This is a genomic window from Neolewinella agarilytica (genome assembly GCF_900110645.1).
In the GTDB taxonomy this organism is placed as follows: Bacteria; Bacteroidota; Bacteroidia; order Chitinophagales; family Saprospiraceae; genus Neolewinella; species Neolewinella agarilytica.
Genome location: NZ_FOFB01000015.1, coordinates 59104 through 73837, shown reverse-complemented (window position 1 = coordinate 73837; position 14734 = coordinate 59104). Strand labels below are relative to the sequence as shown.

The window sequence follows — 14734 nt, the reverse complement described above, 5'->3', positions numbered from 1 at the left end:
AAAGCAGACCGAAGTCCGTTAATGGTGTGTCTGGTTTTACTCCAGGGTGAACCCCTGACCCAGATAGAAGCGAATAACCTGCCGGTTGAAAATAAGCTGGTATTTGCTGCGGGTGAATTCTGTTTTCGCCTGATCGAGCCGGTTCGTGGCCGTAACGAGATCCAGGCTGTTAGCCGCTCCTGCTTTGAAGCTGCGCTGGACGTTGTCATAGGCTGCCTGGGCAGCGTCCTGACTGATTTTAGCCGCGCGGTAACTTTCCTGAGCCCCGCGTAGGTTAGCCAGCGCGAGTTCTACATCATTACGGAGATTGTTCTCTGCCTGCTCAATGTCGAGTTGAGCGTTTAGCTTCTGTACTTGCGCCCGTTGGATATTCAGCTTGTTGCGGCCCTGGCTATAAATGGGGACATTGAGGCTCATGCCAACAGACTGGCCGAAGTTGCGGTTTAACTGGTCGAAATAGCCGATGTCGTTGAGGGTTCCTCCCACTGTTGTGATGGTTGAAATTCTGCCGGGCATGTTGTCCAGTAAAAGGTTCGGGACGGGGATGGTAATTTCCATTTCGTTGCTCCGGTCAAATTCTTTGGCAGCGGTGGAATAGTTGGTGCTCAGGCTACCGAAGAGGCTTACCGTTGGGCGTAATCCGGCTTCCGCCAGTTCAATGCCTACTTCTGAGGATTCCTTCCTCAGCTCTGCTGCCATTACCGTTGGCTGTATGCCCCGGGCCGAGAGGTAGACTTCGTTCACGTCGTAATTCTCGAAAAGCTGGGCTTCCGTCGGGTTTAACTCAGGAGTAGTAACGTTAAATTCCTGGTCGAAATCCAACTCCAATAAAATCTTGAGGGCGAGGTTGGCATTATTTAGCTGATTCTCGAGATCAATGATGGCTCGTTGATTCGCGGCCTGCTGCGCCACCAGGTCAAAGCGCTGGGCGGCGGGTAAAGCTCCGGCTTTGATGAGAGCGTCGGTGTTTTTCAGCTGATCATTCGTCAGTTGTAGTTGGGCACGGGAATTGGTGAGTTGCTCTTTGAGCAGTACGATGGTCAGGTAGCTATTGGCAACCTGGAGGCCAATATTGTTGGCCGTGACTTTTGTGTCAACCTCCGCTGCGGCAAGATCTAATTCTGCCTGCCGGAGACCGTTTTTGATTTGACCACCATTGTAAAGCGTTACCCCCACATTTAGGTTGTAGCCCTGAAAACCGATGGTTTGCTGATCAAAAGTGTTGGTCGTCGGGTCAATCGTCCGACCTAACTGAGCACCAACGTTGGTGGAACCACTGAGGGTTGGGAGCCGACCATTTTGGGCTTGTTGCCGCTGGATACGGGCAATTTCCTCAAAATTATTCAACCGCTTAACCTGCAGGTTATTGGTCAGCGCATACTCTACGGCGCGCTCCAGGGTCCAGTTGCCATTGGCAGACTGAGCCGAGAGGCCAAAAGAAAACAAGAAGAGTAAGGTAAATAAAGTAGTGTTCCGCATGTAGCATGGATTCTATGGTCGGCAAAGCTACCACGCGAAAGGGGTAGGAGAAATTTTATCTATGAACGGCGGCTAATTTTGGATGAATGGCAGCAGTCTTAGCGGAAATCTGATCATTGTCCTTAAGTGCTGTCTTGCAGACATGACGTAAGTATCCACTACCTTAGCCCCGATGAAACTCCGTTACACTTACCATTCTGAACACCATGCGGACAATAAAGACCGCTGGTTTCACTTCGTCCTCTTTGCTGGAGCCTTTCTGCTGCTACTGGCAGCGGGGCAACAGTTTTTCTTGTTTTTTACCGATTGGCACGCCAGTGACGAAGAACATAGCTGGTGGCACCTTGGCTTAGGTGTGATTTATTTACTGGGAGGATTATTGATGGCTTACGCCGGTTACCGGGCAGATCATGCCAGCCGGGGCGATTTGGATCGGTACGTGCGTGTCAGCGATAAGCACCTTGTCTGGAAACTGGACCAGAAGGAAGGAGAGCAGGAACTATTACTGGAAGATATTACCGGAATAGAACGGCCCAATGTCCGGGACCTTGTTCTGAAAGTTAAGGGTGGCAGCCAGATTTTTCTGCCGATTTACCTGATCACGCACGATGGCAAACAAGAAGAACTGATGGCTATTCTGCAAGCGCAAACCAAAGGGTAATCCACTGAACCCATCTCTACTATGTATCTGGAGCTTCTCCAATCGCTAATTGCCACTCCTTCGCTTTCCAGACAGGAGGAGGGGACGGCTGACCTCATTGAGGCTTTTCTTAAAGAACAAGGACTGCGTCCGAACCGTCACCTGAATAATGTCTGGCTCCGCTCCCGTAACTGGCAGGAGGGCCGGCCGGTCATTTTGCTTAACAGCCACCACGATACGGTAAAAGCTGCTGCCGGCTATACCCGGGATCCTCACCGACCAGATATTGAAGACGGTAAGCTTTTTGGATTAGGGAGTAATGATGCTGGCGGCGCGCTTGTCTCGCTGATCTCCACTTTTGTTGAGCTGGAGAATGAGGACAACCTGAACTGTAACTTACTACTGGCTGCGACCGCAGAAGAAGAAATTAGTGGCCCCAACGGCATTGCCGCTCTACTACCGCTTTTGGGAGCCATCGATGCCGGCATTGTAGGGGAACCCACCTTACTGGACCTGGCCATTGCGGAACGCGGCCTGGTTGTTATTGACGGAGAGGCTAAAGGAGTCAGCGGGCATGCCGCCCGCAAGGAAGGCGTCAACGCGCTATACCTGGCTCTTGATGATATTGCAGCGATTCGACGCCACTCGTTTAGCCGGCCAAGTGATTTGTTGGGGCCAACTTCTGCCAACGTTACCGTGCTTAATTCCGGAACCCAGCACAACGTAGTGCCCGATCGGGCGACCTTTTTGATCGACCTGCGCGTCAACGAAGCCTACCGCAATGAAGAGGCAGTGGCAGAGTTGCAGGCAGCCTGTCAGCACTCGGAGCTGAAGCCGCGTAGCCTCAGGCTGCAATCAAGCGGAATAGAAAAAACGCACCCTCTTGTGAAAGCCGGACTAAAAGTACGCCCAGGCGCATCTGCTTATGGATCACCAACGCTCTCCGATCAGGCCCTGATGCCGTTCCCGACGCTCAAACTTGGCCCCGGAGACAGCGCCCGTAGCCATACAGCTGATGAGTTCATCTTTGTGGAAGAGATCGAAGCCGCCAGGAAAATGTACGTGGCTTTATTGCGGGAAGCGTACGGAGTAGTCTTGTAGTCTCGTTGTCTGGTAGACTACCGCACTTTGTAGGTTTGACAGGCGGCAATGTTGGGGGGTATAACATTCGCCTCCCCCGTCTCCCACACGCGGTAGCCTACCAGTCAACAAGATCATCAGACATTTTTTTCTCTCCTCAGGCAGCGCATCCTTATTTCCCACCGTTACCCTGATAGTTTTGATGATGAAAGATTCTACAGCCTCACTTTATTCTCACTAGTAATTGCTTTCAAGGCTGTTTACGAAAAAGGGGAAAACGGACAGTATCCGTTTTCCCCTTTCTTTATTTTGCCACCAGCCAAAGCCGGGGCTGCGCTACGAAACGCTTCGGGTTTTAGTCACTGCTACTCAAGATAGCGAGTAAACGCAGTACCTCAATATAAAGCCAGACCAGTGTGACGATAAGGCCCATGGCACAGAACCATTCCATGTACTTGGGCGCGCGCATAGCGGCCGCTCGTTCAAAAGAATCGAAGTCCAGCAGTAAATTCAGGGTGGCAATGCCGATGATGAAAAGGCTGATGCCGATACCAATCATTCCACCTTCGTGGAGGAAGGGCATGTTGATGCCGAAGAAACTAAGGCCGATATTGATCAGGTAAACCAGGAAAATGCCACCCGTAGCCATCAGAATTCCGGTACGGAACTTCTGGGTGACCTTAATCAGGCCAGCCTTGTAAACGAAGAGCATCATGAACAGCAAGGCCATCGTGAGCAGCACCGCCTGAAAAACGATGCCCGCACCGAACCCGGCGGCATACATAGCAGTAACCGAGCCGACGAAAAGGCCTTCCAGCAGCGCATAAATCGGAGCCAGGGTAGGAGAGAGGTGGCGCTTGAAGGACATCACCAACACCAGGACCAGACCACCGATAGCTCCACCCCAAAGGAAGAGTGGGCTGGGGTTAGCGAAGGAGTAAAGGGAGGTGATCAGGAGCAGTGCGCCCATGATCAGAGATTTGTTGACGGCACCACTGACGGTCATGGGGTCAGTCTCAGCGCGCTGAGTAATACCACCGTCAAGGGTATTTGTTTTAGCAATAGCCTCCTCTTTGAGGAGCGGGTTGCTCGATTTAGTGAATCGATCAAAGAAAGCCATGGATAGGATTTTGTTGTTGTGTAAAGAAAACGTTTGAAATGGAAAGTCGTTGAGTTTGGCTTTTGATAGGCCGTCTTCTGACTAGAGGAAATAATCCACCGCCAACTCATAGCCCCGCAGGCCGAAGCCTACAATGATACCTTCCGCCACGGGTGAAACATAGCTGTGATGGCGGAAAGTCTCCCGTTTGTGCACATTGCTGATGTGTACCTCAATGACGGGCGTTTCAATGCCGGCGATGGCGTCAGCGATGGCAATACTCGTATGCGTGAGTGCGCCGGCATTCAGGACAATGCCGTCATAGCTAAAGCCCACTTCGTGTAATTTGTCCAGAATATGCCCTTCATGATTACTCTGAAAGTAAGTCAGGTCTACATCTGAATCAATGTATTTTCCCCGGAGGTGGATCATGAAGTCCTCGAAGGTGTCTTCCCCGTAAATTTCCGGCTCGCGTCGGCCGAGGAGATTAAGGTTGGGGCCGTTGATGATTAAAATGCGGAGCATATTGGTTCGTTGGTATTATGGTCTGTTGGCTTGAGCTACCTTTATCTCCACACAAGGTACGGGCTTCTTCACCTAAATTAATAGCGGAACCCAAATACCGACGAACCAAAACATCAACGAACTCAAAGTGGTAAGCTCCTTCTTTCGCAATGCCATCTTTCAGGTAAGTCTCAACTTACTGGTCAAAGGCGTCTACCTCTTCGGGGTGGAGCGGATGGTGCAAAACCTGCTGCCGGAAGGAGATTATGGGCTCTACTTCGCCCTGTTGGGCCTGGGAATGTTGCTGCAGGTAGTAGCGGATTTCGGTTTGCAGCTTTACAATAGCCGGGAGCTCAGCGGAGACCGGGAGCAGTTAGCTCAGTACTTCCCTTATTTCATCGGCCTGAAAATAATATTGGGAGCAGCCTTTTTTCTCGTCCTGCTGCCGGTAGGATGGTGGCTGGGCTATCGGGGAGCTGAAATATATCTCTTACTGATTGCCGGAGCGGTACAGTTCTTCAATAGTGTGGTGCTTTATTTACGTTCCAACTTGTCGGGGCTAGGGAAATACGCACTGGATGGCTGGTTCAGTATTATGGACAAGAGCCTGATGATTCTCTCCGTAGGCGGACTTCTGCTTTTCGCACCGGAGGAGCTGACCATTACCCGCTTTGCAGGCTTGCAATTGGCGAGTTGGGGAGTCACGGCGGTGTTGTTGGTTGTGGCGATTCGAGACCGGCTGCCACGGAAATTACCGCGTTTTGACCGGGCCACCTTCGGTAAACTACTGCGGGGCGGAGCTCCCTTCGCCCTGGCCGTCTTTCTGGCTACGGCCTACACCCGCACGGATGCCATCATGATTGAACGTCTGTTGGTAGACGGGGCAGAAGCCGCCAGCCACTACGCTGCAGCATACCGCTTACTCGATGCACTGAACATGGTCGGTTGGCTGCTGGCGGGCTTGCTCATCCCGATGTACGCCCGGCTGCAGGCGGAAGGGAAGGATGAGAAACCGCTACTGAAATTCAGTGTGCAATTATTGCTGGCGGGTTCGGTCTGCGCCGCCGTTCCCCTGGCGTTCTACAGCCAGCCGATAGTGGACTTACTCTACGATTTTGCGGAAAGCAGGACGGGACTGATCCTATTATTTCTGGCTTGCAGCTTCGTAGCGCAGTGCCTCAACTATGCCTATGGCTCCCTGCTCAGCGCAAGGGGCTTCATCGGGCGGATGAACAAGATATATGCGCTGGGCATCGTGCTTAATCTGGGGGGCAACTGGCTGGTGCTGCCGATCTACGGCGCTCCGGGGGCGGCGGCGATAACGTTGCTGACGCAAAGCTTCATTGCGGTGACCCAGGCGGTGCTGGCGCACCGGTGGCTGAACATTCCGGCTGGCACCATTGCCTGGTGGAAGACACTGCTTTTTGCAACCATCTTTGCATCCTGCGGCCTCGCCTTCTACCACTTCGCTCCTTTGCCCTGGCTCCCGGCCTGCTTGTTGCTTGGCGTGCTGGGGCTGGGAGGAGCATCGCTGTCCGGCCTGATCGACTGGCGACAATTGCAGGACTTGGGCACTTCAGCAGGCGCAGCAAGGGGCGCGGACGCAGGTGCCAGCAAAGGGTAAAAAAAGCAGGGGAAGGCTAAAGAACCACCGAAGCGAAAAACCAATGGACCCCAAATTCGTTATTCCGTCATGCACGTTCAAAAACACTTCGGTAAACAAGGGATATTACTCGTTAATCTGGGGACGCCCGATGAGCCAACGCCAAGGGCCGTTAATCGCTATCTCGGGGAGTTTCTCACCGACCCAAGGGTAATTGACAACCTGCCCGGCCCCGCTCAGCAACTGCTGGTGCGCGGCATCATTGCGCCCATTCGCTCCGGCATCGTTAATCCGTTCAAACCCGGTGGTTCTACCAAACTCTACCAGGAATTGTGGACGGAAAACGGAAGCCCGCTGAAATATTACGGCGAAATACTCACCGAAGCCGTCGCCAAAGAAATGGGCGACGACTTTATCGTTCGTCTCGCCATGCGCTACCAAAACCCCAGTATTGCTGACGCACTGAAGGAGTTGATGGACGCAGAAGTGAGTTCCATCACGATCTTTCCGCTCTTCCCGCAGTATGCCAGTGCCACCACCGGTAGTGTACACCAGGAGGTCATGCGACTGCTGAGTAAGGAGCAGATCATCCCGAACGTCAACATGGTTAACAGTTACTACGAGCACCCCGATCTGATCAGGGTCTTTGCTGACAATGCCCGTGATCTTGGTCCGATGGACCAGTGGGATCACATCATCTTCAGCTACCACGGTTTGCCGCAGCGGCAGCTCAAAAAAGGGGACCGTAGCGGTTGCCATTGTTATGCTGACGGTACTAACGCCTGCTGTAGCTCCATCAGCCGCGTGAACCAGTTTTGCTACAGCGCTCAGTGCCATGCCACTACCCGCGCCATCGTCGCGGAGCTTGGTCTCTCCGAAGGAAGCTACACAACCTCCTTCCAATCCCGTCTCGGCTTTGATGACTGGGCCAAGCCCTACACCATCGACGTGCTCGAAGACCTCGCCAAGAATAAGGGCGCGAAGAAACTACTCTGCTTCAGCCCGGCTTTCGTCGCTGACTGCCTGGAGACCACCATCGAAATCGGCCTGGAATACCAGGAAGAGTTCGAAGAGTGGGGCGGTGAGCACATTCAGCTCGTGCCTTCCCTGAACGGAGACCCACGTTGGATTGCGGCGGTGGTGGAGATGTTGCGGGAGGAAGTGGGGAGTAATGTAGTTTTGTAGGGGGTAGTAGTGTAGTGGCTGCCGCACTTTGGAGACCATTACTTATCCGTATTTAAACGTTTATAAACGTAAGTATTCGTTTAAAAAACGGCTAATGGCTAACGCGATGTTGACCTTTGGGGCACTCATTAAAAACAGCCCTTTATGTCACGTTCTACATTTACTACCTGGATGGCCTGGAAAAAAGGATTTAAGCTGGCTACCTCTATTTCCCGACTGGCTCGGGCAAAATTTCCCAAAGAAGAAAGATATAGTCTGACGGATCAGGTAAGACGATCTTCGCGTTCCGTATGTTCTAACCTGGCGGAAGCTTATGCAAAGCGTCGGTATCCCAAGCACTTCACGGCCAAGCTCACCGACTCCATGGGCGAAAATTATGAAACCCAAAATTGGCTCTTTTTCGCCCTGGACGAAGGCTACATTGATGAGGCTACCTTTGAGTCTTACATGGCCGCATCCGAAGAAGTAGGAAGGCTCTTATCTTATATGGATAATAATCCTCAGCAGTTTTTAAAGCCCAGATAAAATCAGAACCTGCTTCCTTCCCATGCGTGGCCTATCCTTCCTGCCTTGAGCGGTAGCTACTACAAAACTACATTACTACAAAACTACATTACTACACTACCATGTTCTTCCTCACCGGAATCCACACCGACGCCGGCAAAACCGTTACCGCCGCCTTCCTGCAGAAAGCCCTCGACGCTGATTACTGGAAACCCATTCAGGCGGGTGACCTGAACTTTGGCGATACGGATCGGGTAAAAGCCTGGACGGGTTCTGACGCCGAACGATTTCATCCCATCCGGCACGCACTCCGCACACCGGCGAGCCCACACTACGCAGCAGCGATTGATGGTGTAGAGATTAAGCTGTCCGATTTTATCCTGCCGGAAACGAACGGCCGACCCTTGATCGTGGAAGGTGCTGGGGGGCTCCTCGTCCCGATCAACGATCAGGAAACGATCACGGACCTGATCCTTCAGCTGGGCCTGCCCGTCATCCTGGTCTCCCGCCATTATCTGGGTAGCATCAACCATACCTTGTTGAGCATTGCGCTGCTGAAAGAGAAAAATATTCCCATCGCTGGCCTCATCTACTCTGGAGGAGATAGCCCGGAGACGGTCCGGATCATCGGAGAGCAGACCGGCGTCTGGCCGCTGGTAGAATTGCCCGAGCTGGAGACTCTTAACCCGGAGAGCATGAGCCAGGTGGCGGCGGAGTACGGCCCGAAATTACGGGCTGCCCTCCGGTGAACGCCGCCTCCGGCGGCGACCGGCCAAAGCGACCTCGGGTCGTGCTGAAAAAGAGTAGCGCGACCGGAGGTCGCTTTGGCCGGTCGCACGTTGAACGTGCTTACACCGGGTACTGAGTATTCGCCGGAAAGCGCCATATTGTGGTCCACACTACCTCTTCTTTTCAAATGATGGACCGTCGCCAGTTTCTCAACCACGCCAGCCTGCTAACTGCCGCTGCTCTGTTGCCAACCTCTGGTTGTTCTATGTCTGATCAACCCCAATTTAAAATGGGCTACCAGCTTTTCTCCGTCCGGGAAGACATGGCCCGGGAGCCCATCGATACCCTCCGGAAGTTAACCCTCATGGGCTACGAGGACTTTGAGATCTATGGCTTTGACGCCGATGCGAATAAAATTTACGGTCATTCTCCGACAGATTTCCGAAAGGTGCTAGACGATCTGAATATCACCACCACCAGCGGACATTTTGGCTTTCACCCTTTCCTGGATAAGCCGCTGGCAGAGTTGGATCGCTACGTGGATCAATGTATCGACTGCGCCAAAGCGCTGGGCATGCCTTACATCACCTGGCCCTGGATGGCACCGGAACAAAGAAGTCTGGAGACTTTCAAGCGCCTGCCCGAGATGCTGAATCGAATCGGAGAACGAGTCTCCGCTGCAGGCCTCGGCTTTGCCTACCATAACCACGATTTTGAGTTTGTGGAATATGACGGACAAACGGGCTACGATATCATCCTGCGGGAAACAGATCCCAACCTGGTTAAACTGCAAATCGATATGTACTGGGTGATGCATTCCGCAAAGCAAACGCCAAAGGAACTAATCGCCAGCCAACCCGGCCGCTTCGTCATGTGGCACATCAAAGACATGCACAAGCTTAGCCGGGACTATACCGAGTTGGGCAATGGCTCTATTAATTACGTAGAAGTATTACCCGACCCGACGCTGTCAGGACTGGAGTATTATTACCTGGAGCAAGGCGGGAACTATACCCACAATGCGATGCAAAGTGCGAAAGACAGTGCCGACTTTTTCAAGGAGCAGTTGCAGCGGTTTTTGTAGGTGACTTAATTGATTTGTTCACTACTGGGATCCTTCCGGTGAACGCCGCCTCCGGCGGCGACCGGCCAAAGCGACCTCCGGTCGCGCTGAAAAAGAGTAGCGCGACCGGAGGTCGCTTTGGCCGGTCGCACGTTGAACGTGATTACGCCTAGCCTTCCTCCCCCTTCATTTTTGCCAAAAACGCTACCAAATCCCGAATCTCCCGGCGGGAGATTTTGCCTTCGGCGGAGGGCATACTGGAAGGTAAGGTCTCTTCTTCAGCAATGTCTGCCTGAGCGATGGTGCGGCTATCCGTCTTACCGACCTTCAGCTTCAGGTGTTCTGGTGTACGTTCGAGGACGATACCGGAGAGTACTTCCTCATCTTTGAGGGTGACAAGCACCGTCTCGTGGCCCGCGGCCAGGGCCGCGCTCGGGCGGATGATGGAGGTCAGAATTTCCCTCGGCGTCATTCGGTGGCCAATGCCGGCCAGGTTAGGGCCAACGTTACCGCCATATTCGAAGATGGCGTGGCAGCGGGTACACTGAGCGCTGGAGTTCCAGTAAAAGACGCCGCGCCCGGCACCGGAATTACCGCCGGCAAGGGCGGAGGCGAACAGGCCCAGGTCGTCTTTTTTCAGCAAATCGGCTTCGTAGGCGGAGAGTTGTTCTGTCAGGGCAGTGTCGTCGTTTTTGGTTTCGATGGTTTCGATCAGATCGAGGTGTACTCCGGCAGGGAGTTTACCGTCGGCCATCCGGCCAATCAGCTCGCTGAGGTAAGCATTGGCGCCCGCTGTTTCCAGTTGGCCAAGACCGGTGATGGCAGCCTGGGCTTCCCGCACCGTGCCGTTATCAATCACGTCGGCGTAGAGCTCAACGGCTTTTTCGGGAGCGACACTTGATTTAGGTAGCAGGGACAGGGCACGGGAACGAACACTATTGTCGCGGTCTTCCATCGCCATACGGATCAGCTTGTCCAGTTCCGGAGCTTTTAAGTCATCGAGGGCAAAGAGCGCTTCTGCACGAATGTCAGCTGAGGGATCTTTAGCCAGCAGCCCGGAGAGTTGCTCCGTGGCGTCGGTGATCTTAAGCCCGGCAGCGGCGCGGATGGCCGCCATCCGAACGGCCGGTTCTCCTCCGGCCATCAGCCCGGCGATACTTTCGCCCAATTGCTGGCGCACGTAGTCGTCACTTTTGTTCCGCTCGCCGCGGTAGCGACCGTCTACCCGGTCAAAAAGAGAAGGACGTGCCCAGTGTGCGAGAGTGGCCAATGCTTCGGCGCGCATATCGGTCAGGTTAGCGGTGTTGTTGGCGTAGGTGACCAGATTGTCTACCGTTCGGTTATTGCCGACCGTCAGGTTGGCGTTGATGATGCGGCGGATGAGGGGCTCGCTCGTCCAGGCGCGCTTGTTCAGCATCTGCGCCAGGGGAGACATGGCTCCGGGGATCGTGTAATCATCGGTGATGGCGCGGGCGGCTTCGGCGACGACGTACTCGTCGGCGTCTTCAAGGAAGGCTTTTACCTCAGGAGATTCCATACGACGCAGGGCGACGATGGCGATGAGGCGCATGTTGCGGGTAGCGTCAGTAGCAAGGCTACGCATGGCCCCGGCATCGCCGATGCGGCCCAGGGCGATCATGCCGCCGTGGCGGAGCCAGGTGTCCTTACCGTCATCTTCACGCAGCATGGCGAGAATGGGCTGAACGGCGGCCTTGTTCTCCGTGCGCCCCAGGGCTTCCATAGCAAAGAAGCGCACCCGGGCGGAGGGGTGGGAGAGGAGGCCGATCAGGGTCTCTCCGGCAGCAGCGTGCTTCAGGTCGCCCACCAGGCGGGCGGCCTGGGCGATGATTTCCGGGTCGGCGTCCAGGAGGAAGGGTTCCAGATCGGTGATGCGGTCTTTGCCCTGACGGATCATCTGCGCCATGCCCCAGAGGGCGTGGATGCGGGCCAGCTGATTGGCCTGTGGGTCTTGTGCTACATCCTCAAGCGAGCCAAAGCCACCTAAGTCCGGCATGGAAGCTAAAAAGAACTGAGCTTTGCGACGAATGCGCTGATCCTGATGGCCTAGTAAATTCATGATCTCTCCAGTCGGCATTATGTCAAATTCAGCAGCCAGTAGCTCCTTCACCTCGCTTCGTAAAGCCACCTCTGCACCTGCGTCCGCGCCCATATCCAGTTTCCAGATACGACCTTCGTTTTTGGTGCCCCAACCGTTGATCCAGTCGCCACAGTAAAGGGCTCCGTCAGGGCCAAAGTCCAGCCCCGTAGGTAATATACCCTTGACGATGGTATCAGCGCTGGCCAGTGCAAAGCCTGCTCCATCGGGCTGCATCTTAAAAGCATGAATGGGAGATCTGCCCGGTGCTCCCCGGAACTCCGCCACAAAGAAGTGGTCGTAATATTTAGGTGCCAGCGCCGTGCCCGGGTTATACACCAGCCCGGTCGGGCCATTGACGAACTGCGCGATGGGTGGCAGGAAATAGGCGGCCTGCTCATTCTTCGCCTGCTCAGAATCCGGTGCCGGATAGCGGGTTTTGTACATTTCTTCGTCCATCCATACTTTATAGGTATTGTTCTTCGGGTCGGTGTATTTGCCGAACTGCCAGTTGATGCGCCAGCCGGTGTCGGAGCCATCAATGAGGTAGACGAGTCGTTCGCGTTCGCCGGCGTGGTCTCCGTCGTTGTCGACCGTGATCAGGTTGCCATATTTGTCCCAGGCGAACTCATGGGTGTTGCGCACACCGTGGGAGAAAACCTCAAAGTTGCTGCCGTCGGGGTCGCAGCGGACCACGACGCCGCGGTTGGGGTTCTTCCACTCCTTGCCGGATTTATCGACGACGTTCATCCCAATATCCCCGATGCCCCACCAGATGCGGCCCTGGGGGCCGACGGTGACGCCGCTCATGCCATGACCGCTGAAGCCGACGTGGACAGCATAGCCGTGGCTCAGGCTTTCGGTGCGGTCGGCAATGCCGTCCTTGTTGTCATCTCCGGTTTTCCAGAGATCGGGGCCGACACTCACATATACTTCGCCGTTAAGAAACTCAATGCCGTTAGCTACGTCAGTGATCTCTTCACCGAAATCTTCGAGGTAACGTTGGCTGCGGTCGGCGACACCATCGCCCGTCTCATCGGTAATGAACCAGATGTTTTCTTTCTCGACCGTCAGGTCTTTCCAGTCCTTCACACCATCTCCGTTGAGGTCTTTCAGGTGCGCTTCAGATTCTTCGCTGTCGGCGGAAAAAGTTTCCCGTAAAAACTTGCGGCGGTCTTCAACGGTCTCAAAAGACAGGGAGGCCGTCATCCAGTTTTGGTGGCCACGGATGTCAAATTCGGAGCTGGTTTGCCGGGTGGCCTGAGTGTAAAAAATGCGCCCATCCGGGGCAACGCTGATGGCAATGGGGTCCTGAACGAGCGAATCAGCTGCCCAGAGGGCCAGGTCAAAGCCGTCAGCAATTTCCACATTGGCTTCTTTACGAATGCGGGCAGCATCAAGGGCCGCGGCTTCCGGATGGATAGCGATCACACGATTCTCGTATTTATTCACGACTTCCTCGGGCGCACAGGCATAAAGAATGGTGGCAAGGGCGCACAGAGGCACCAGAATTTTATAAAGCTTTAGCATGATCCTACGTTTACCAAACAAGGTAAGCAGGCGCGGCCGCAGGTGCAAGGGGGAGTTGCAGACCGGTAGGCTTTAGAGCCAATCAGGCTGTATCTGGTTACGCTACCGGCTTCTTTAGGTCGCGTGGAAGCAGAATAAAAAACCATTAAAGAAAATTTATTTGCCAAGACAACAATTGCTGCACTATCTTTATTCTAAGAAAAAGATCAATTATGACTGCCAAACTTCCCCTCGATCAGGATTATGCCGCTTACACTCCGGCCGATTATGCCGTATGGAAAAAGCTGGCAGACCGACAAATGAAGGCGCTTCGCGAAGTGGCCTGTCAAGAATACCTGGACTGTCTTGATGCACTACACCCCATCCTCAGCCCTAACCATCCACCACGTTTTTCGGACCTGAACGGGCGGCTACTACCCGCCCAAGGATGGTCCATCAAGGTAGTTCCAGGTTTTTTGCCGGTTGACGAATTTTTTAGTCTGCTGGCCAATCGTCGCTTTTGCTCCAGTACCTGGCTTCGCAGTGAGGAGCAGCTCGATTACCTGGAGGAGCCGGATATGTTTCATGACATCTTCGGGCATATCCCCCTCTACCTCAACCATGAATACGGAGAATTTGCCCGCCGCCTCGGCGAGCTTGGCGTTCGCTTTAAAGATGATGAGGAAAAAGTAACCCAACTCCAGCGCCTCTACTGGTTTACCATTGAGTTTGGCGTGATGCGCCAAAACGGAGAAGTGAAGGTATACGGGGCCGGCATTTGCTCCAGCTACGGCGAAACCCGCCATGTGTTCGATAGTCCCAAAGTTGAAGTGGTTCCCTTCGTTCTCGACGAAGTTCTCGCTCAGGAGTTCATTATCACCGAAGTGCAGAATAAGTATTTTGCAATCCAGGACTTTAATGAGTTGTGGAAAGTGGTGGATGAGCTGGAGGCGCGTTGGGAGATGGAGTAGCCTCGGGATCTTAGTTCGCTTGGTCATGACTTCCCCGGATTACGTCGAGGCTTCGCCTCTTCCTTCATCCGGAGCGAAGGATGTTGGACCACTCTGTAGTCCTGATCCTGTAGGGATCAAACATCCTTAGCCCCGGACGAAGTGGTATGGCGAAGCCATCCACGTAGTCCGGGGAGTAAAGCGCAAAGCGCGACCCCTACAACATTCAAGAACCACTTATCCCCCCCAACATTTGGGCAGGAGCACATTTTTTTATTACCTTTACCGACCAAC

12 protein-coding genes are annotated in these 14734 nt (G+C 54.0%); 8 read left to right on the top strand and 4 right to left on the bottom strand.

What is annotated here, in order from left to right; genetic code table 11:
- Positions 1–36: 36 nt before the first annotated feature.
- Complete coding sequence (locus BM123_RS14100) at positions 37–1479, bottom strand: TolC family protein (protein WP_090169620.1); 1443 nt, start codon at positions 1477–1479, stop codon at positions 37–39.
- Between the two features lie 172 nt (positions 1480–1651).
- On the opposite strand from BM123_RS14100, the gene BM123_RS14095 reads away from it, so the two are divergent.
- Both BM123_RS14095 and BM123_RS14090 read left to right on the top strand, forming a co-directional pair.
- Entirely contained in the window at positions 1652–2140 is a 489-nt protein-coding gene (locus BM123_RS14095; protein ID WP_090169619.1) for a hypothetical protein, read from the top strand.
- Between the two features lie 21 nt (positions 2141–2161).
- Positions 2162–3220, top strand: a complete 1059-nt coding sequence (locus tag BM123_RS14090; RefSeq protein WP_090169617.1) for a M20/M25/M40 family metallo-hydrolase — start codon at positions 2162–2164, stop codon at positions 3218–3220.
- Positions 3221–3554: 334 nt separating this feature from the next.
- Here the strand turns inward: BM123_RS14090 and BM123_RS14085 are convergent, their stop codons facing one another.
- A complete protein-coding gene (locus BM123_RS14085) occupies positions 3555–4319 on the bottom strand; it encodes a Bax inhibitor-1/YccA family protein (protein WP_090169615.1) in 765 nt (254 codons plus the stop codon).
- 81 nt (positions 4320–4400) lie between these two features.
- A complete protein-coding gene (gene aroQ, locus BM123_RS14080) occupies positions 4401–4823 on the bottom strand; it encodes a type II 3-dehydroquinate dehydratase (RefSeq protein ID WP_090169613.1) in 423 nt (140 codons plus the stop codon).
- Between the two features lie 127 nt (positions 4824–4950).
- On the opposite strand from aroQ, the gene BM123_RS14075 reads away from it, so the two are divergent.
- From BM123_RS14075 to BM123_RS14055, 5 genes are all read left to right on the top strand, one after another.
- Positions 4951–6426, top strand: a complete 1476-nt coding sequence (locus tag BM123_RS14075; RefSeq protein WP_090169611.1) for an oligosaccharide flippase family protein — start codon at positions 4951–4953, stop codon at positions 6424–6426.
- 69 nt (positions 6427–6495) lie between these two features.
- The gene (gene hemH, locus BM123_RS14070) at positions 6496–7590 is read left to right on the top strand and encodes a ferrochelatase (RefSeq protein WP_090169609.1); all 1095 of its coding nucleotides are present in this window, start codon (positions 6496–6498) and stop codon (positions 7588–7590) included.
- 144 nt (positions 7591–7734) lie between these two features.
- On the top strand, positions 7735–8115 hold the full coding sequence (locus BM123_RS14065; protein ID WP_245748562.1) for a four helix bundle protein: 381 nt from the start codon (positions 7735–7737) through the stop codon (positions 8113–8115).
- 101 nt (positions 8116–8216) lie between these two features.
- Entirely contained in the window at positions 8217–8843 is a 627-nt protein-coding gene (gene bioD, locus BM123_RS14060) for a dethiobiotin synthase (protein WP_090169607.1), read from the top strand.
- A gap of 167 nt (positions 8844–9010) precedes the next feature.
- Positions 9011–9907, top strand: coding sequence for a sugar phosphate isomerase/epimerase family protein (locus BM123_RS14055; RefSeq protein ID WP_245748561.1), 897 nt, complete (start codon positions 9011–9013; stop codon positions 9905–9907).
- 148 nt (positions 9908–10055) lie between these two features.
- Here the strand turns inward: BM123_RS14055 and BM123_RS14050 are convergent, their stop codons facing one another.
- Positions 10056–13511: a DUF7133 domain-containing protein gene (locus tag BM123_RS14050; protein WP_090169604.1), complete on the bottom strand. Its 3456-nt coding sequence runs from the start codon at positions 13509–13511 to the stop codon at positions 10056–10058.
- Positions 13512–13723: 212 nt separating this feature from the next.
- On the opposite strand from BM123_RS14050, the gene BM123_RS14045 reads away from it, so the two are divergent.
- Positions 13724–14461, top strand: a complete 738-nt coding sequence (locus tag BM123_RS14045) for a phenylalanine 4-monooxygenase (RefSeq protein ID WP_090169603.1) — start codon at positions 13724–13726, stop codon at positions 14459–14461.
- Positions 14462–14734 lie beyond the last annotated feature (273 nt).